The sequence below is a fragment of the Falsiroseomonas sp. genome (genome assembly GCF_051860665.1).
Taxonomy (GTDB): Bacteria; Pseudomonadota; Alphaproteobacteria; order Acetobacterales; family Acetobacteraceae; genus Falsiroseomonas.
Map to the genome: position 1 here is coordinate 39,272 of NZ_JBHYDM010000001.1, position 21,180 is coordinate 60,451.

Consider the following 21,180-nt stretch of genomic DNA (forward strand, 5'->3'; position numbering starts at 1 on the left):
TCACAGGATGAAGCTGCTGGCCTCCAGCGTGTGCAGCCCCGTCAGCTCGATGATCATGTCGCGGCCCGTCGCCGCATCCACGCCGAGATTGACGAAGGTATTGCCGTTGAACTGGTGGTAGCTGACCTCGCCGAGGCCCACGCTGGCACCGGAGCTGCTGCTGACCAGGCCGATGAAGGTGAAGTCCTGCAGCCCGTCCCGCGTGGCATCCGCATCGATCGCCGAAAGATCGATGACATCGCCGGCGCCGAAGTCGCGCACCACATCGCGGGTGGAGGTCGCGGTGCCGCTGTCGCTGACCGAGGTCCAGACGAAGCGATCCGCGCCCGTCCCGCCAGTCAGCAGGTCGCGCCCGGCCCCGCCCAGCAGCACGTCATCCCCCGCGCCGCCCAGCAGCGTATCGTTGCCGCCGGCGCCGTTCAGCGTGTCGTCCAGCTCGCCGCCGCGCATCGTCTCCGCCGCGCCGGTGCCGCTGCGGTCATGCGCCACGCCCAGGAAGCTGGTGCCGTCGAAGCTGACCAAGCCCCGCACCTCGATCTGGAAGTCGCGCTGCCCGTCCGCGTCGACGCCGCCGATGAGATAGGTCTTGCCGCCATACTGGTAGACCCAGAGCTCGCCGGCCGCGGCGCTGCTCATCGCCGTGGTGGTGCCGCGGAAGATGAAGTTCTGCAGCCCGTCCACGGCGATCTGCGCATCGAAGCCCGAGAGGTCGATCACGTCGCCGCTGCCCCAGTCGAGGATCACGTCGCGCCCGGCGCTGGTCGCCAGGCTTTCCTCGGCGGAGGTCCAGACGAAGCGGTCGGCGCCCAGCCCGCCGCCCAGGCTGTCCTTGCCGAGGCCGCCGGTCAGGACATTCGCCGCGTCATTGCCATAGAGCGCATCGGCAAAGGCCGAGCCTTCGATGTTCTCGATGCCCAGATAGCTGTCGCCCGCCGCATCGCCCTGCAGGACCCGGGCGGCCGAGAGATCGACCAGCACGCCCGCGGCGGCATTGCGATAGGTGACGAGGTCGATGCCGGTGCCGCCGACCATCTCATCCGCGCCGGCACCGCCTTCCAGCGTGTCGTTGCCTTCGAAACCCTGCAGCGAGTCATCGCCGTCGCCGCCCACCAGGTGATTGGCCGCGGCGCTGCCGCGCAGGAAGTCCTCGCCCGCCGAGCCGAGCACGTTCTCGATCCCGGTCAGGGTATCGCCGGCCGCATCGCCCAGCGCCTGCACCTGGTCCTTCAGGTTGATGGAGACGCCGCTGGCGCTCCCCGAATAATCGGCCCAGTCGAGGCCGGCGCCGCCAGCCAGCAGATCCGCGCCGGCGCCGCCGGCCAGCGTATCCGCGCCCGTCCCGCCGGTCAGCGCATTGGCGCCGGCATTGCCGACCAGGCGGATGCCCTCCGCCAGCGCGCCGGCATCGACCGAGGCATCCGCGATGCCGGTGGTGGCGCCCGTCTCGTCGGCGATGCGCACCTCCTCCACCCCGGTGGTCGAGGCGGCCAGCACCAGCCGGTCCTCGAAATCCGCGGTGAAGAGCAGAAGGTCGCGGCCCGCACCGCCGTCGATCACCTCGCCGGTGGCGTGTTCGCTGCCGCTGCCGATCAGGAACAGGTCATCGCCCGCCCCGCCCAGCAGGGTGTCGGCGCCGTCCAGCCCCAGCAGCGTATCGTTGCCGGCCGCGCCGTCGAGCCGCTCATCGGCGGAGTCGCCGCTGATCCGGTCGTCGTAGTCGGAGCCGGTGACGGCCTCGATCTCCTCCAGCTGATCGGTGCCGCCCTCGCCATCCTGGGCGGTTTGCATGTCGAGGTCGACGGTCACGCCGCCGGTGGCCGAGGTGTAGAGTGCGGTGTCGAAGCCGTCGCCGCCGCGCAGCGTGTCCTGGCCGGCGCCACCCCGCAGCGTATCGGCGCCGTCATTCCCTTCCAGCTCATTGGCGCCATCGGAGCCGATGAGCAGGTCGCCGCCATCGCCGCCGGCGGCATGCTCGAAGCCGGTGATGGCGATGCTGCCGGTACCTGCCGCCTCCAGCGTGCCGGCCGCCAGATCGACGGTCACCCCCTCCTCCGCCGTGGCGTCGATGCGGTCGCCGCTGCCCGCGGTGGCAATCACCGTCTCGACCGCGTCGGCATCGTCGCGGCCGATCAGGCTGCCGCCATCCGTCTCGCGCCGGATGGTGAAGTCGCCGGTGACGAGCATGACATGATCGGCATCGCCATCGCGGTAGTCGAGGACGTCCTCGCCCGCGCCGCCGACCAGCGTATTGTTGCCGCCGCCGCCGAGCAGCGTGTCGTTGCCGCTGCCGCCCTCCAGCGAGTCGTTGCCGGCCCCGCCTTCCAGCTGGTTGTCGGCGGCATCGCCGGTGAGGGTATCGTCGCCGCCGCCGCCGCTCGCATGCTCGAAGCCGGAGAGCGTGTCGACGACCAGGCCATGGCTCGCCCGGCCCGAGGCCAGGTCGAGGGCGACAGGCGCGGACGACCAGGCATAGGTCACGGTATCGCGGCCGGCGCCGCCGATCAGCGCATCGCCCTCGCCATCCGCGGCACCGCGGCCGCCGATCAGGTCATCGCCGTCGCCGCCATCCAGCCGGTTCGCCGTGCCATCGCCCAGCAGCGTGTCGTTGCCCGCGCCGCCCAGCACGCCTTCGATGCTCAGCAGCAGGTCGCTGGCCGCGGCGCCCGTGCTCTGGCCAGGATCGGCCATGTCGATGCGCAGACCCTCGCCGGAGTTGGCGTAGGAGACGAGGTCGAAGCCCTCGCCGCCCGCCAGCGTATCGGCGCCCGCGCCGCCCTGCAGCGTATCCGCGCCCGCCCCGCCATCCAGCCGGTTGTCGCCGGCATCGCCGGACAGCCGGTCGTCATGGTCGGAGCCGAGCAGATGCTCGATGCCACCCAGCCTGTCGCCGGCCGCATCGCCGCCGCTGCCCGTGCCCGCCAGCAGGTCGATGGTGACCGCCAGGGCGGAGCCGGCATAGCTGGCCGTATCCTGGCCGAGGCCGCCCAGCAGCGAATCCGCGCCGGCGCCACCTTCCAGCGTATCGGCCCCGGCGCCGGCCGAGAGCGTATCCGCCCCGGCCAGCCCCTGCAGCAGATTGTCCCCGGCATTGCCGACCAGCAGGTCGCCGAAGGCGGAGCCACGAAGGCCCTCGATATCGGTGAAGGAATCGCCACGCGCCTCGTTGCCGGCATCGCCGGAGAGCGGGTTGCGATACGCCTCCAGCGAGGCCTGCACGGCCGCAGCGGCGGTCTCATAGCTGGCGAGGTCGAAGCCCTCCCCGCCCCACATCCCATCGGTGCCCGCGCCGCCTTCCAGCGTGTCGTTGCCGCCACCGCCATAGAGCGCATCGGCGCCAGCCAGGCCGCGCAGCAGATTGGCCTCGGCATCGCCATAGAGCGCATCGGCGAAGGCGGAGCCTTCGAGGTTCTCGATCTCCTCATAGCCATGCAGCGCCGCCTCGCCGGTATTCGCCACCGGCGGTTCGTCGAGCAGGCCGAAGCCGGTGAAGTCCATGTTCTGCAGCAGCGCGGTCACGCCGGCCGTGGCGTCGCGGTAGCTCGCCGTGTCGCGGCCCTCGCCGCCGGAAAGCAGATCCGCGCCCCGGCCGCCGACAAGCGTATCGTCGCCCGCCCCGCCGGCGAGCAGGTTGTCGGCGGAATCGCCGACCAGCAGGTCGTCGAAGTCGCTGCCCTGCACCGCCTCGATCGAGAGCAGTTCATCGGCATCCGTGCCGCTGGTCGCGGTGCCGAGGTCGAGGCGGACCACGACCGCCTGCGTCGCATCGCCGAAATCGGCGGTATCGATGCCGGCGCCGCCCAGCAGCAGGTCGGAACCCACGCCGCCGCGCAGCGTGTCGTCACCGCGGCCGCCATCCAGGATGTCGTCGCCATACCAGCCGGCAAAGAAATTCGCGACGCCATCCCCGCTGCCGCTGACATCGCCGATGATCCAGTCATCGCCGCTGCCGCCGGCCACGCCCTCGATGCTGATCAGCACCTGGCCGGCGGCTCCACCGGCCTGCAGCGGATCGAAGGAGAGCAGCAGGCCGCCGGCGAATTCCGGATCCGCGAAGCTCACCACGTCGAGACCGTCGCCGCCGTCCAGCGTATCGGCGCCGAGCGAGCCGACGAAGGTGTCGTCGCCCGCGCCGCCGAGCAGCCGGTCGGTCGCATCGCCGCCGATCAGCACATCGTCATGCGCCGTGGCGATCACGCCCTCGATGCCCAGCAGGGTATCGGTCTCGCCGTCCAGCACGGCCTCGCCACCGCGCAGGTCCACCGTGATGCCGCGACCGATCGCGCTGTAGTCGACCAGGTCGAAGCCCGCGCCGCCATCGAGCAGGTCGTTGCCGGCGCCACCCGCCAGCGTATCCTCGCCCGCCATGCCGCGCAGCGTATCGGCGCCCGCGCCGGCCGTGATGCGGTTGTCGATGTCGTTGCCGGCCAGCGCCTGGTCGCTGCCGGTGCCGTGCAATTCCTCCAGATTCGCCGCCAGGGTGAAGCTGGCCTGGGCGGTCCGCACCAGGTCGAAGCCGCCATCGGCCTCCTCCACCAGCAGGTGCTCGCCATCGGCGCCGATCACATAGGTGTCGTTGCCGGCGCCGCCGGCCAGCGTATCGGCCTCCGTGCCGGCCGTCAGCGTATCGTCGTGGCGGCTGCCGAGCACCGCCTCGATGCCCTCCAGCGTATCGCCCTCCGCATCGCCGCCAAGGCTCGTGCCGGCGGCCAGGTCGACCGTGACCGCCGCCGCGGAGTCGCTGTAGTCCGCGGTGTCGTTGCCGGCGCCGCCTTCCAGCCGGTCGCTGCCCGCGCCACCCTTCAGCACGTCGTCGCCCGCATTGCCGACCAGGGTGTCGTCGCCGGTGCCGCCCGTCAGCGTATCGGCATAGGCGGAGCCGCGGAGCGCCTCGAACCCGCTGAGCACATCGCCCTCGGCATCGCCCCCCGAGGCGAGCCCGGTGGAGAGATCGACGGCGACCATGGCCGAGGAGCCGGAATAATCGGCCGTATCCTGCCCATCGCCGCCGATCAGCGTGTCGGCGCCAAGGCCGCCGACCAGCAGATCCCGGCCCGCGCCGCCGTCCAGCAGATTGTCGCCGCCGTCGCCGGCCAGCTCGTCGCTCTTCGAGGAGCCGATCACGCCGTCGATGCCGGAAATCGTATCGCCCTGCGCATCGCCGAAGGCTGCGAGGCCGAGCTCGAGGTCGATCACCACCATGTTGAGGGAGGCGCTGTAGTCGACCAGGTCGAAGCCGGACCCGCCGTCCAGCAGGTCGCCATTGCCGCCGCCGACCAGGATATCGTCGCCATCGCCGGCATAGAGCGTATCGGCGCTGCTCGTACCCGTCAGCGTATCGCCATGATCGGATCCGATGAGCATTTCGATGCCGCTCAGCGTATCGCCCTCGGCATCGCCGCCGCTGCCCAGGCCGGTGGCGAGCGAGACGGCAACCCCGGTCGTTCCGCCGGCATAGCTGGCGACATCCACGCCATCGCCGCCCTCGAGCTCGTCGGCATCGGCGCCGCCGAACAGCGTGTCGTCATCCTCGCCGCCCTGCAGCAGGTCGCGGCCTTCGCCACCCCATAGCTGGTCGTAGCCGCTGCCGCCTTCCAGCCTGTCGTCGCCCGCCTCGCCATCGAGAAGGTCGTCACCCTCGCGGCCCTGCAGCCGGTTGTTGCCGGCTCCGCCCGCCACCGTATCGGCGCCATCACCGGCGATGATGCCATCGTTCCCCTCGCCGCCCCGAATGCTGTCGGCATGGGCGGATCCGATGACATATTCGAAGCCCGACACCGTATCGCCCGCCGCATCGCCGGCGGAGCCGAGCCCGGTGCCGAGGTCGATCGTGACGCCACTCGCCGATTCCAGATAGGAGAGGAAGTCCACGCCCTGTCCGCCGCGCAGATCGTCCGCGCCGGCGCCACCCTGCAGCGTGTCATTCCCCTCCCCGCCCTCGAGCGTGTCGTCGCCAGCGCCACCCGCCAGGGTATCGTTACCGCCGTTGCCGAGCAGCTGGTTGGCGCCATCATCGCCGGTCAGCGTGTCCGCCCCCGCGGAGCCCTTCACCTGTTCGATGCTCGACAGGCCGTCGCCCGTCGCATCGCCACCGGTGGCATAGCTGTTGTAGAGATCGACCAGCACGGCTTCGGCGGAGGTGCTGTAATCCGCCGTGTCCTGGCCATCGCCACCATCGAGGGCGTCGCTGCCGGCGCCGCCGGCCATCACGTCATCGCCCTCGGCACCCACCAGCGTGTCATTGCTGGAGGCGCCGGTCAGCGTATCGGCATGGACCGAGCCCCAGGCGGATTCGATGCCGATGAGCACATCGCCCTCGGCCTCGCCCCCCGTGCCGGTGCCGGCGGCGAGATCGACGGCAACGGCCGCGGTCGAGTCCCCATAGAAGGCCCTGTCATTGCCCGCGCCGCCCTCCAGCGTATCGGCGCCGAGCCCGCCGGTCAGGACATCGTTGCCCGCCTCGCCGCGCAGCAGATTGTCGCCCGAGTCGCCGGTCAGCTCGTCGTTCCGGCTCGAGCCGATCACCGCCTCGATGCCCGAGAGGGTATCGCCCTGCGCGGGGCCATAGGCACCGGTTCCGGTGCCGAGGTTGACGATGACGAAGCTCTGGGAGGCGCTGTAGTCCGCCACGTCGAAGCCCAGGCCGCCGACCAGCGAATCGCCGCCGGCACCGCCATCCAGCAGGTCGTCGCCATCGCCGCCCAGCAGCGTCTCCGCACCGGTGCCGCCGGCCAACTTATCGGCCCCCGCGGAGCCGATCACCACCTCGATGCCGCTCAGCGAATCGCCTTCCGCCTCGCCGCCCTGGCCCAGGCCGGAGGCGAGCGAGACGCTGACACCATCGGCGGAGTTGCCATAGTCGGCCGTGTCGGTGCCTTCGCCGCCGTCCAGCGTATCGCCGCCCGCGCCGCCCGCCAGCACGTCGTCGCCTTCGCCGCCTTCCAGGCGGTTGTCCTGGTCATTGCCGGCGATGCTGTCGGCATGGCCGGAACCGACGACGGTCTCGATGCCCGAGAGCGTGTCGCCCTCCGCATCGCCCGCGGTGCCGAGGCCGGTGCTGAGGTCCAGCGTGATGCCGCTGGCCGCATCGGTGTACCAGACCGCGTCGAGGCCATCCCCGCCATAGAGGCTGTCCGCGCCCGCGCCGCCCTGCAGCGTGTCGTCGCCTTCCCCGCCCACCAGCAGGTCGTCGCCCGCGCTGCCCTGCAGCGTATCGCCGCCGGTGCCGCCGAGCAGCTGGTCGTTGCCCGCACCGCCGACCAGCAGGTCGTCATGGTCGGAGCCGTAGAGCGCCTCGATGCCGCTCAGCACATCGCCTTCGGCATCGCCGCCGCGGCCGGTGCCCGCGCCGAGATCGATGCTGACGGCCTCGGTCGAGGCGGAGTAGTCCGCGATGTCGAAGCCATCGCCGCCCCGCAGCGTATCGGCCCCCGCGCCGCCGGCCAGCACGTCGCCGCCCTCGCCGCCTTCCAGCACATTGTCCGCGGCATCGCCGGTCAGCGTATCGTCGCCGATGCCGCCGCGCAGATTCTCGATGCCGCTGAGGGTATCGCCCAGTGCCGGCCCACTGGCCTCGCCGGTGCCGAGGTTGACGAGGAGGTTCGAGGTCTCCGCGCTGTAGTCCGCGGTATCGGCGCCCTCGCCGCCCGACAGCGTATCATTGCCCTCGCCGCCGGCCAGCACGTCGTCCCCGTCGCCGCCCTCCAGCACATTGGCGCCGGCATCGCCGGTCAGCGTATCGGCGCCCGCGCCGCCGCGCAGGTTCTCCACACCCACCAGCGAATCGCCGGCCGCCGCGCCACCGGTCTCACCGGTGCCGAGGTTGACCGAGACGTCTCCGGCCACCTCGCCGTAATCGACGAAGTCGGTGCCGTCACTGCCCTCCAGCGTATCCGCACCAAGACCGCCCGCCAGCGTATCGTCGCCCTTGCCGCCATCGAGCCGGTTGTCGCCGTCGTCGCCGACCAGCGAGTCGGCGCCAACCGAGCCCATCAGGCCCTCGATGCTCTCGAAGCTGTCGCCATCGGAATCGCCACCGGATCTGGTGCCGTCGCGCATGCTGACCACGACCACCGCGCTCGATGAGCCATAGTCGACCATGTCGAAGCCGGCACCGCCGTTCAGCACATCGCCTCCCGGGCGACCGATGAGCACATCGTCGCCGTCGCCGCCGATCAGCGTGTCGGGATCGTGCGTGCCCTCCAATGTATCGTTGTAGGCCGAGCCGATGACCACCTCGATGCCGCTCAGCGAATCGCCCTTCGCATCGCCGCCGCGGCCCCAGCCGGCGACGAGCGAGATGGTGACAGCCTGGGAGGAACCACTGTAGTCGGCGGTATCGATACCTTCGCCGCCGGCCAGCGTATCGGGGCCCGCGCCGCCCGCCAGCACGTCGTTGCCGTCGCCGCCCGTCAGCCAATTGACGCCGGCATCGCCGATCAGCGTATCGGCGCCGCTGCCGCCCAGCACCTTCTCGAAGCCTGTGATGGAATCACCGGATGCCTCGCCACCGGTCCCACCGGTGGCGAGATTGACCAGCACACCGGAGGTCTGGGCCGCATAGTCCAGCAGGTCCGTGCCTGCGCCGCCATCGAGCCAATCGCTGCCTGTACCGCCGGCCACCACATCGTCGCCGTCGCCGCCCAGCAGCGTCTCGGCATTGGTGCTGCCGGTCAGGGCATCGGTCCCCGCGGAGCCGATCACCACCTCGATGCCGCTCAGCGTATCGCCCTCGGCATCGCCACCCTGGCCGAGGCCGGAGGCGAGCGAGACGATGACACCATCGACGGAGCCGCTGTAGTCCGCGGTATCGGTGCCGCCGCCGCCCCACAGCCTGTCATTCCCCGCGCCGCCCGCCAGCACGTCCGCGCCGGCGCTGCCCCGCAGCCAATTGTCGGCCGCATCGCCGGTCAGCGTATCGTCGTGGTTGGAGCCGATGACGGCCTCGATGCCGATCAGCGTGTCGCCCTCGGCGTCGCCGGAAGCGCCGGTGCCGAGGAGGAGATTGACCGCGACGCCGCTCGACGAGGAGTCGTAGCCAGCTTCGTCGTAGCCCTCGCCGCCCTCCAGCCGATCGGCGCCACCGCGGCCGTCCAGCGAGTCGCCTCCGCCGCCGCCGATCAGCGTCTCGGCCTCGTCGCCGCCAGCCAGGTTGTCGCCGTAGGAGGAGCCGATCACCGCCTCGATGCCGCTCAGCGAATCGCCCCGGGCGCCACCCTCCAGGGTCACGTCCCCGAAGAGGAAGATGGTGAGGCTCTCGGTGGCGTCACTGTAGTCCGCCGTGTCGATGCCATCGCCGCCGATGAGCGTGTCATTCCCCGCGCCGCCGGCCAGCACGTCGTCGCCCGTGCCGCCATCCAGGCGATTGGCGCCGTCATCGCCCGTCAGCGTATCGGCCCCATCGCCACCGGTCAGGTTCTCGATGCCGCTGAGCGTGTCGCCCGCCGCGGCGCCGCCCGTCTCGCCGGTGCCGAGGTTGACGAGGACGCCCTCCTCGCCGCCGTAATAGGCGGTATCGATGCCTTCGCCGCCCTGCAGCCTATCCGCGCCGAGCGCACCCGCCAGGGTATCGTTGCCCGCGCCGCCCTGCAGCCAGTTGTCCCCGTCGTCACCCGTCAGCTCGTCATGGCCGCCGGAGCCGATGACGCCCTCGATGCCCTCCAGCGTATCGTCCTGCGCATCGCCGCCGCCGGCGGAGCCGAAGCCGAGATGGACGTTCACCGCCCCCGCCGAGGCGCTGTAATCCGCCAGGTCGAAGCCTTCGCCACCCAGCAGCGAATCATTGCCGGCACCGCCCGCCAGCAGGTCGTCGCCCGCGGCGCCATCCAGGGCGTCGTTGCCGGCGCCGCCCCGCAGCAGGTTGGCGGCGCCGTCGCCGGTCAGCTCATCATTGCGGGCCGAACCGATGACGCCCTCGATGCCTGTCAGCCGGTCTCCATCCGCATCGCCATAGGCGCCGGCGCCTTGGGAGAGGATGACGATCACGGCGCTCGTCGACGCGCTGTAGTCGACCATGTCGAAGCCATCGCCGCCGATCAGCGAATCGCCGCCGGCGCGGCCCACCAGCAGGTCGTCGCCCGCGCCGCCGATCAGCGTATCGGCTGTGCCGGCGCCGGTCAGGCTATCGTTCCCGTCCGAGCCGATCACCACCTCGATGCCGCTCAGCGAATCGCCCAGTGCATCGCCCGCATAGCCTTGGCCCGCGACGAGCGAGAGGGAGACGGCGGTGGAGGAGGTGCTGTAGTCCACCGCATCGGCGCCATCGCCGCCGACCAGCGTATCGTTGCCCGCGCCGCCTGCCAGCACGTCGTCGCCGCCCATGCCCTGCAGCTGGTCATGGCCCGCGCCGCCGATCAGCGTATCGGCCGCGTCCCCGCCGGTCAGCGTATCGGCCTGGGCGGAGCCGATCACCACCTCGATGTCGAGCAGCGTATCGCCGCTTGCATCGCCAACGCCCTGCCCGGAGATCCCGTCGTTCGAGATCACCACGCCTGTCGTGGAAAGGCTGTAGTCGGCAGTGTCGATGCCATCGCCGCCGTCCATCGTATCGGTTCCGGCGCCGCCCAGCAGCGTATCATTGCCGGCGTCGCCCTCCATCCGGTCGGCTTCCGATCCGCCATCCAGCAGATCGTCGCCATCCCTGCCCTGCAGATAGTTCTGCTCGGCATTGCCGGTCAGCGTATCCGCGCCTGAGCCGCCACCGAGACCTTCCACCCCGGCGATCGAGCCGCCGGCCGCCGCACCGCCGAATTCGCCGGTGGCGAGGTTGACGGAGATGCCGGTGGCATGGTCCGCGTAGTCCGCATAGTCATAGCCCTCGCCGCCATCCAGCGTATCGGCGCCGAGACCGCTGACCAGCACGTCATTGCCCTGGCCGCCGATCAGCACATCGTCGCCGCCGCTGCCGATGAGCTCGTCGTCCCCGGTCGAGCCGATGAAACCCTCGATGCCGGCGAAGCTGTCTCCGGCGGCAGCGCCCTCGGCAAGACCTTCGATGCTGACCGTGACTCCCTGCTGCATGTCGCTGTAGTCGACCAGGTCGATGCCATCGCCGCCCTCCAGGGAGTCGGAGCCGAGGCCGCCCTGCAGCGTATCGTTGCCCGCGTCGCCCAGCAGCCTGTCGTCGCCTGCCCCACCCTGGAGCAGGTCGTCACCGTCATTGCCCTGCAGGACATTGTTGGCGGCATCGCCGATCAGCGTATCGGCACCCGAGCCGGCGCCCACCTGCTCCACGCCGGCGATGGAGCCGCCGGCCGCCGAGCCGCCGACCTCGCCGGTGAGCAGGTTGACAAGGACGCCGGTGGAATGCTGGCCGTATTCGGCCTGGTCATAGCCCTCGCCGCCATCCAGCGTATCGGCGCCGAGACCGGTCAGCAGCAGGTCGTCGCCCCCGCCGCCGATCAGCACATCGTCGCCGCTGCTGCCGCTGAGTTCATCACCCTCGCTGGAGCCGATGAAGCCTTCGATGCCCGTGTAGCTGTCGCCCTCGCCGCCGCCGCCGGCCGTGGAGGTGACGGCGGCGAAGACCCCGTTCTGCACGTCGCTGTAGTCGACCAGGTCGATGCCATCGCCGCCGACCATGGAATCGGCGCCGAGGCCGCCCCGCAGCGTGTCGTCGCCCGCGCCGCCCTGCAGCGTGTCGTCACCTTCGCCGCCCGCCAGCAGATTGGCACCGGCATCGCCGGTGAGCGTATCGGCGTCCGTGCCTCCCAGCACATTCTCGAAGCCCGTGATGGAATCGCCCTGGGCCAGGCCGCCCGTCGCGCCGGTGGCCAGATTCACCTGAACTCCGCCGGCGTGACTTGCATAGCTGAGCAGGTCCGTCCCCGCGCCACCGTCGAGCGTATCCGCGCCCGTGCCGCTCGCGATGGTGTCGGCGCCGTCTCCGCCGAGGAGCAGGGTGTTGAGGAAGCCGGCGGTCAGCGTATCGCCCTGCGCCGATCCGATCACCCCCTCGAGGTCGGAGAAGCTGTCGCCCTGCGCATCGCCGCCGCTTGCCGTCTGGTTGACGAAATTGATCGAGACACCGGCGGAGGAGGCGCTGTAGTCGGCCAGGTCGATGCCGCCTGAACCGCCGTTCAACACGTCGCCACCCGCGCCGGCGATCAGCGTATCGTTCCCGGCACCGCCGAGAAGCGTGTCGGCACCTGCCCCGCCGTCCAGGACATCGTTGCCGTCCCCGCCGTTCAGGCTGTCGCCCGTGTCGCCACCGGACAGGCTGTCGTCACCCTCGCCGCCGAACAGCGTGTCGGCGCTCGTGCTGCCCACCAGGCTATCGGCATGGCTGGAGCCGCTGAGGATCTCGATGCCGCTTAGCGTATCGCCCTCGGCATCGCCGCCGCTGCCCATACCGGTGGCGAGGGATACCGAGACGCCGGCGGAGGAGGCGCTGTAGTCGGCCGTGTCCCTGTTGGAACCGCCGATCAGCGTGTCGTTGCCGGCGGCGCCCGCCAGGATGTCGCTCCCGCTACCGCCTTCCAGGCGGTTGGCGCCAGAATCGCCGGTCAGCGTATCGGCGCCGCTGCCACCGAGGATATTCTCGAAGCCCGCGATGGAATCGGCAAAAGCCGCGCCGCCAGTGATGCCGGTGGCCAAGTTCACCTGGACCGCATTGAACTGATCCAGATAGCTGAGCAGGTCGACCCCTGCGCCACCGTCGAGCGTATCCGCGCCATCACTGCCCCGGATCGTATCGGCGCCGTCGCCGCCGCGGAACAGGTCGTTGCCGGTGCTGCCGAGCAACGTGTCATCATACGCCGATCCCACCCAGCCCTCGATGCCCGAGTAGCTGTCGCCCTGCGCATCGCCGCCGGAGAGGGAGCCCCCGACAAGGTTGACGCTGACGCCGGCGGATGAGGCGCTATAGTCGACGATATCGAAGCCCGCGACACCATTCAGCGAGTCCGCGCCCGCACCGCCGATCAGGGTATTGCTGCCGGCGCCGCCAACGAGCGTGTCGGCGCCCGCCCCTCCGGTCAGGATATCGTTGCCCGCACCGCCGTTGAGGCTGTCGGCCTCGTCGCCGCCGGTCAGGCTGTCGTCGCCGTCGCCGCCGATCAGCGTGTCGGCCGCGGCGCTGCCCACCAGCGTATCGGCGTGGCTGGAGCCGCTCAGGATCTCGATGCCCGCCAGGCTATCGCCCTCCGCATCCCCGCCGCTGCCGGAGCCGGTGGCGAGCGAGACGGTGACCGCGGCGGAGGAATCGCTGTAGTCCGCCCTGTCGTTGCCGGCGCCGCCCGAAAGCGTATCCGCGCCCGCGGCGCCGCGCAGCAGGTCGTCGCCCTGGCCGCCGGTCAGCTCGTTGTCGCCGGAATCGCCGACCAGCGTATCGGCGCCGGTGCCGCCCACCACATTCTCGAAGCCCACGATGGAATCGCCGATTGCGTCGTCGCCTGCTGTATTCGTGGCAAGATTGATCGACACGGCCATGCTGTGGTCCGCGTAGCTGAGCAGGTCGATCCCCGCGCCGCCATCGAGCGTATCCGCGCCGGTGCCACCCAGGATGGTATCGGCACCGCCGCCGCCGCTGAGCAGATGGGCGACGCTGCCGCTGATGAGCGTATCGGCCTGGTCCGAGCCGATCAGCCCCTCGATGCCGCTGAAGGTGTCGCCCTGCGCATCGCCGCCGCTCAGGCTGGCAGCGCCGAGATCTGCGTAAATGCCGGCGGCGGATCTGCTGTAGTCGAGCAGGTCGAAGCCGCTGCCGCCGACCAGCGTATCGTTGCCGCCGCCGCCGGCCAGGGTATCGCTGCCGCTGGCTCCGGACAGGCTGTCGTTGCCGCCGCCGCCGGTCAGGCTATCGTCGCCGTCACCGCCGAGCAGCGTATCGGCAAAGGCACTGCCGACCACCATTTGGATGTCGCTGAGCGTATCGCCCTCGGCATCGCCGCCCGAGGCCGTACCATCCGCCAGGGAGACTGTGACGGCGCTGCCGGAGGCGCTGTAGTCGACGACGTCGATATCCGCATCGGGATCCTCGCCATCCCCGCCGCGCAGCACATCGGCGCCGGCGCCACCCACCAGCGTATCGGCCCCGTAGCCGCCGATCAGGGTATCCGCGCCATCCCGGCCTTCAAGCAGGTCGTCGCCATCCAGGCCGAGGAACCGGTTGTCGGCGGAATCGCCCGCAATCGTGTCGTTGATATAGGTGGCGACAAGGTGTTCGATCCCCTGGATGACATCGCCGGCCGCATCGCCGCCATTGGCAAGGCCTGCCTGAAGGTCGATCCCAATCGCCTGCTGGGACGTGTTATAGATGAGGATGTCCTCGCCAACGCCACCGTCGATGTTGTCCGCGCCCGGATCGCCGGAGATGGTGTCGTCGCCGGCACCGCCCAGGATGGTGTCGTTCCCATCGTTGCCGAGGAGATAGTCGTCGTCATTGCCACCGGCGATGCTGTCGTCGCCAAGCCCGCCTTCCAGCGAGTCCTCGCCCTCCAGGCCCGTCAGCGTATCGTTGCCCTCCCCGGCGAGGAACCGGTTGTCCTCGATGTCCCCACTCAGCGTGTCGGCATGGGCCGATCCCACCCAGACCTCGATGCCGGAGAAGCCGTCGCCCTCCGCATCGCCGCCGGCGAGGCTTTGATCGGCAAGGTCGATGTGGATGCCGGCGGAGGAGGTGGCGTAGTTGGCCTCGTCGTAGCCTGCGCCGCCATCCAGCGCATCGGAGCCCGCGCCGCCGATCAGGGTATCGTCGCCGTCACCGCCATCCAGCGCGTCGGCGCCTTCGCCGCCGGCCAGGGTATCGTTATCCTCACCGCCGACCAGCGTATCGGCCGCCGAGCTGCCCACCAGGCTATCGGCATTGCCGGAGCCGATGAGGATCTCGATCCCGACCAGGCTGTCGCCCGCGGCGGTGCCGCCGCTGCCAGCGCCCGTGGCGAGAGAGATGGTGACCGCGGCGGTGGAAGCGCTGTAATCGGCTGTGTCGTTGCCGGCGCCGCCCGAGAGCGTATCCGTGCCTGCGCCGCCCGCCAATACGTCGTTGCCGTCCTTGCCGCTCAGCTCATTGGCGCCGGTATCGCCGATCAGCGTATCGGCGCCGTTGCCACCCAGGACATTCTCGAAGCCCGAGAAGGAATCGTCCGCGGCGTAGCCACCACCTTCACCCGTGGCGAGGTTGATCGACACGGCAGTGCTGATGCTCGCGTAGCGGAGCTGGTCGATGCCGTCGCCACCGATGAGCGTATCCGCGCCCAGCCCGCCCTGGATCGTATCGGCACCATTACCGCCGCTGAGAAAGTCGGCGTTGCTCCCGCCGTACAGCGAGTCGCCCTGCGTCGATCCGATGACACCCTCGACGCTGCCGATGGAATCGCCTGCCGCATCGCCAAAGCTGGTCAGCGGCGGGACGGTGGCGAGGTTGATGAAGACGCCCGTGGAGGAGGCTGTGTAGTCAACCAGGTCGAATCCGGCGCCGCCATCGAGGGTGTCGTTGCCCAATCCGCCCACCAGCGTATCGTCACCCTGACCGCCCACCAGGCTGTCCGCACCGTCGCCGCCGATCAGCAGGTCGTTGTCGGTGCCGCCCGTCAGCGTATCCGCGCCATTGCCGCCCGATAGCGTATTGGCGCCCGCGGTCGCCGTGATCGCGTTGTCCAGCGCATTGCCGGTCAGCGCCTGCGCGGTGCCGGTGCCGAGGGCATTCTCCAGATCCGCGCCGAGCGTATAGGTGGCAGCCGAGACATTGACCGTATCGGTCCCCTCGCCGGCCGCTTCCACCACCGTTCCGCCACTGGTGCCGATGGTGTAGGTATCGTTGCCCATCCCGCCGACGAGCACGTCGCTCGCCCCGCCGGAGGTCAGCGTGTCGTTCCCCAGGCCGCCCTGCAGCGTCTGGCCCTCTCCCATACCCGTCAGCGAGTCGTCGTGGTTGGAGCCGATGATGACCTGGATGTCGATCAGCGTGTCGCCTTCGGCATCGCCGCCGGTGGCCGTTCCGGTTTCCAGCGAGACCGTGACGGCGCTGCCGGAGGCGCTGTAGTCGACGACGTCGATGTTCTCGTCCGGTACGCCCTCGTCATAGCCCTGGAGGAAATCGGCACCGGCCCCACCCACCAGCGTATCGGCGCCGGCGCCGCCGAGCAGCGTATCCGCACCCGCCCCGCCGGAGAGGGTGTCGTCCCCGTCCATGCCAGCCAGGAAGTTGTCGCTGCCATCACCCAGCAGCGTATCGTCGGCATAGGTCGCCACGATCCCTTCGAAGCCGCTGATCGTGTCGCCCGTGGCCTCGCCACCGCTGACCACGCCACTGCCGAGGTCCACCGATATGGCATCCTCGGAGTCGTAGTAGATCAGAAGGTCAAGGGCGCCCTCGCCGCCATCCAGCCAATCGGCACCGATGCCGCCGTTGAGTTCGTCATTGCCGGTTCCACCGAACAGGCTATCGGCGCCATGGCCGCCCTGGAGGGCGTCATTGCCGGCGCCGCCATCCAGCGTGTCGTTGTCACCGACCACGGAGTCGTTCTCGTTGCCGCCGACGAGATAGTCATCTCCATCGTCACCCGCCATGCTGTCGTTGCCCGCCCCGCCTTCCAGGACGTCGGCGCCCGTCAGCCCGGACAGCGTATCGTTGCCGCCAAAGCTTGCGATCGTGTCGTCGAACGCCGAGCCGGGGATCGATTCGTTGCTGTCGTCACCCGTAATGAATTCACCGCTCATCTCGACAGTCTCCGACGCGCGCCAGCAACTCGACGCAAACCATGAGGGCACGGCGCCCCGGCTGGACGCCAATGCAGGCACAGGAAAATGCGTGCTGAGACGCCTGGCGCCGCGGTGCCGCACCGGGCTGCCCCTGGGGGACCGCCAGATTGGGTTTCAGGCAGCGGGAGTCGCCGCGGGGACGACGCCAAGGCATCGGGCTCAACCCGCATCAGGTGCCTGATGATAGGCGACCGGGCGGCCGCTGTGGGACCAGCTTCTGTCGTTTATTGTAGCCAAACCGATTTCATCGCATTACGGCCCGGCACGACCTTTCGAGACAATTCCTGACGTGACGGGCGACGCTGGAGCTGGGCCAGGCGTCAGCCGAAGCGCTCCGGCCGATAGGGCGCCGGCGGCAGGAAGGGCGGCGCGCCCTCCATCATCTCCGCCAGCAGACGGCCCGTGCTCGGGCCCAGGGTCAGGCCCTGGTGGGCATGGCCGAAGGCGCACCAGGCCCCCGCCTGGCCGGGCAACGGGCCGATGATCGGCAGCATGTCCGGCGTGCAGGGCCGCACGCCCATCCAGGGCACTTCATCGACGCGCCCCTCCAGCGGCAGCAGGCGCTGCGCCAGCGGCTCCGCCCGCGCCAGTTGCACGGGTGTGGGCGGCGCCTCGGCCACGGCGAATTCCGCGCCGGTTGTCAGCCGCACGCCGGCACGCATGGGCGCCAGCAGGAAGCCGCTCTGCGTATCCAGGATGGGGCGGTGCAGCACGGCATTGCCGCGCAGGCGGTAGTGCATGTGGTAGCCGCGCTTGCCGAAGAGCGGCGGGGCATAGCCCAGGCGGCGCGTCACCGTCCCGGCCGCGGCGCCGAGCGCGATGACGACCTCCGCCGCCTCCACCGGCCCCTGCGGCGTGGTGACACGCCAGCCGGCGCCGTGGCGCGCGAGGGTGGTCGCATCGCCGCGCAGGATCTGCCCGCCCGCGGCTTCGAACTGCGCCGCATAGGCCAGCGTCAGCGCCTGCGGGTCGCTGACCGAGAGCGGGTCGGTCCAGTGGATGGCGCCGGCGCGCGGAACCTGCAGATGCGGCTCCGCCGCCGCCAGCGCCTGGCTGTCCAGCGCCGCAAAATTCACGCCGCGCTCGCGCTGCGCGCGCGCCGCCTCCGCCAGCGCCGCCTCCATCTGCTGCGGCGTGGCATAGAGGCGCATCCAGCCGATCGGCCGCAGCAGCGCCATGGCGGGCGTGCCCTGCGCCAGAGCCAGGTGTTCATCCAGGCAGGTGGCGATCAGTGCCGCATGGCCGGCGACCGCCTGGGCATAGCGGTCCGGCGCGGAATGCCACCAGTAGCGCAGCAGCGGCCAGGCGAGGCCCGGCAGCGCCCGGGGATGGTAGACGGCATCGACCGACCGGTTGCCGGCGATGCGCAGGATCTCGGAGAGCTTGCGCGGGAAGGGATGCGGGAAGACGGCCTCGCGCTGGATCAGGCCGCCATTGCCGAAGCTCGCCCCCTCCCCCGGCGCCTGGCGGTCCAGCAGCACCACCTGCCGGCCGCGCTTCCGCAGATGCAGCGCGACGGAGACGCCGACCATCCCGGCCCCCAGCACCAGCACCGATCCCGCCATTGGCATCCCCATTCCGTCGCGCCCGCGCGCAGAGTGCGGCGAAGCGGCGCGGCGCGGTAGCCCCGCTTGCGCCATGCCGGCCACCCCGCCATGCTGGCCGCCAAGCGCCAGAACAATCCCACGCCCGACCGCCCGCCGTCCGTGGCCCCCGCGGTGGCTTCTCGTGGAGGTTGCATGCCCCGTTCCGCCGCCCGCCAGCCCCGGGATCCGTCCGCGCCATGACGCAGCGGCGGATGCATCTGGTGGCCTATCTCAAGACGGGACCGACCGCCAACCATCCGGGCGGCTGGCGGCACCCGGAGGCCGCGCTGCACGACATCCTCCGGCCGGAACGCTACGAGCATATCGCCCGCGTGCTGGAGGAGGCCTGCTTCGACGCCTGCTTCTTCGCCGACCTGCTGGGCCTGCCCGATATCCATGGCGGCAATTTCGACGCCTATCTGCGCAAGGGCGGGCAGATCAGCTACCTGGACCCGCTGACGGTGCTGCCGGTGATGGGTCGCGTGACGCAGCACCTCGGCCTCGGCGCCACGCTCTCCACCACCTTCCAGCATCCCTACCACCTGGCGCGCAGCCTGGCCTCGCTGGACCTGCTGACGGGCGGGCGCGCCGCCTGGAACGTCGTGACCTCCGCCACCGACCTCGAGGCGCGCAACCTGGGCATGGCGGGAATCCCGCCCAAGGCGCAGCGCTACGACCGTGCGGATGAGGTGCTGGAGGCCTGCGACGCGCTGTGGAACTGCTGGGATGCGGATGCCTTCGTGATGGACCGGGAGGCCGGCGTCTTCATCGACCCGTCCAAGGTGCGCTACGCGAATTACGAAGGCGAATGGGTCCGCACGCGCGGCCCGCTCAGCCTGCCGCGCTCGCCGCAGGGAAGGCCGGTGCTGCTGCAGGCCGGGGCCTCCGACCGCGGGCGGGATTTCGCGGCGCGCTGGGCGGAGCTGGTCTTCTGCACGCCGCACAGCCAGGCGGATGGCCTGGCCTTCCGCGCGGATATCCGCGCGCGGGTCGCAGGCCAGGGCCGCGCGCCGGAGGCCTGCAAGGTGCTGCCCGGCATCGCCGTGGTGGTGGGCGAGACGGCGGCCATCGCGCGGGAGAAGGCGGCCTATCTGCAATCGCTGATCGAGCCGGAGGCGCAGACCATGCTGCATTCCGCGCTGCTGGGCGCCGATCTCTCGCAGCACCGCACGGCGGAGGCGGTGGCGGCGGCGCAGGGCCACCAGGGCATCACGGGATCCCAGGACCGCGTGCTGCAATTGATGCGCAAGGAAGGCCTCAGCTTCGCCGAGGCCGCGGCCCGGCCGCGCAACCTGATGGTCGGCACCGCCAGCGACATCGCGGATGAGATGGAGGCCTGGTTCAGCGCCGGCGCCTGCGACGGCTTCGTGGTCTTCCCCACCGTCTTCCCGCGCATGTTCGAGGATTTCGGCCGCCTGGTGGTGCCGGAATTGCAGCGGCGCGGCCTGTTCCGCACCGCGTATTCGGGCCGCACCCTGCGCGAGAACCTCGCGGCCGCCTGACCCCTTCCCTTCCACGAGAGATCCCGCGCCCATGCCAAAGCCCTTCCATCTCGGCTGGTTCCTGCAAGGCTCCTCCGTCCAGGCCTGGGGCGAGCCCTGGACCGGCGCGATCGGCCGCGACTGGCGGGTGCCCGAGCTGTTCTGCGACATCGCCCGCGCGCTGGAACGCGCCTGCTTCGACTATGTGCTGATCGAGGACAGTTCCTATGTCGGCGAAAGCTTTGGCGGGTCGCGCGAGATCTACCTGGCCAATGGCCTGTCCGTGCCGCGCCAGGACCCGAGCGTGATCGCGACGCTGATGGCGGCGGCCACCAGCCGCATCGGCATCGTGCCGACGCTGTCCACCTTCGCCTATCCGCCCTATCTGCTGGCCCGCCTGGTGGCGACGCTGGACCAGGTCTCCGCCGGCCGCATCGGCTGGAACATGGTGACCGGCAGCAGCGACTATGCGGCGATGAACTACGGCATGCCGGGCATGCCGGAACACGACCTGCGCTACGACATGGCCGATGAATACATGGCCGCGGTGAATGCGCTGTGGGACAGCTGGGAACCCGGCGCCATCCTGGCGGATACCGAAAGCGGCGTGCTGGTGGACCATACCAAGGTCCATGCCGCGAATTTCGAGGGCAAGTGGTTCCGCACGCGCGGCCCGCTGAATTCCGGCCCCTGCGTGCAGGGCCGCCCCGTCATCGCCCAGGCCGGCGGCAGCGGGCGCGGCAAGCGCTTCGCGGCGCTGCATGCGGATACGGTGGTGGCCAGCGTGAAGGGCGTGGCCGCCATGCGCGCCTATCGCGAGGACGTGCGCGCCAGTGCGGTCGCGCAGTGGCGCAATCCGGATGACATCAAGATCCTGTTCCTGGTGGCGCCGACGCTGGGGGAGACCATGGAGGAAGCGCAGCTGCGCAAGCGCCAGCGGCTGGCGCGGGCGGAGGCGCAGGTGCCGCTGTTCCTCGCGCATTTCGGCAAGATCACGAATATCGACTTCGGGAAATACGACCTGGATACGCCGGTGGACCAGCTGGACCTGCGCACCAATGGCCACCAGCAGTCGCTGGACGACTTCAAGCGCGTCGCCGGCAAGCGCAGCCTGCGCGATGCCATGATGGCCTATCGCGGCACGCCCGGATCGGTGGAGCTGACCGGCACGCCGGATGCGGTGGCCGCGCAAATGGCGGAGGCGATGCAGGAGGTGGGCGGCGACGGCTTCCTGCTCTCGCTCGGCGATGTCAGCCGGCGCAGCGTGGCGGAGATCGCGGATGGGCTGGTGCCGGCGCTGCAGGCGCGCGGCCTGGCGCGGCGCGCCTATGCCCATGCGCAGTTCCGGGACAATCTGCGGGAGTTCTGACATCCCGCCTCACGCCGCCTTGCGGAGGGCCAGCGGAACCGCGCCC

Annotated in this window: 4 protein-coding genes; 2 read left to right on the top strand and 2 right to left on the bottom strand. The window is 70.5% G+C overall.

What is annotated here, in order from left to right; translation table 11 throughout:
* Together ACTIF1_RS00195 and ACTIF1_RS00200 are read right to left on the bottom strand one after the other, a co-directional pair.
* Complete coding sequence (locus tag ACTIF1_RS00195) at positions 1–16,656, bottom strand: hypothetical protein (protein WP_439594342.1); 16,656 nt, start codon at positions 16,654–16,656, stop codon at positions 1–3.
* 362 nt (positions 16,657–17,018) lie between these two features.
* On the bottom strand, positions 17,019–18,263 hold the full coding sequence (locus ACTIF1_RS00200) for an NAD(P)/FAD-dependent oxidoreductase (RefSeq protein WP_439594343.1): 1,245 nt from the start codon (positions 18,261–18,263) through the stop codon (positions 17,019–17,021).
* Between the two features lie 218 nt (positions 18,264–18,481).
* On the opposite strand from ACTIF1_RS00200, the gene ACTIF1_RS00205 reads away from it, so the two are divergent.
* Positions 18,482–19,786 carry an LLM class flavin-dependent oxidoreductase gene (locus ACTIF1_RS00205; protein ID WP_439594344.1) on the top strand — a complete coding sequence of 435 codons (1,305 nt, stop codon included), beginning with the start codon at positions 18,482–18,484 and terminating at the stop codon, positions 19,784–19,786.
* 31 nt (positions 19,787–19,817) lie between these two features.
* The gene (locus ACTIF1_RS00210; protein ID WP_439594345.1) at positions 19,818–21,134 is read left to right on the top strand and encodes an NtaA/DmoA family FMN-dependent monooxygenase; all 1,317 of its coding nucleotides are present in this window, start codon (positions 19,818–19,820) and stop codon (positions 21,132–21,134) included.
* The last annotated feature ends 46 nt before the right edge of the window (positions 21,135–21,180 follow it).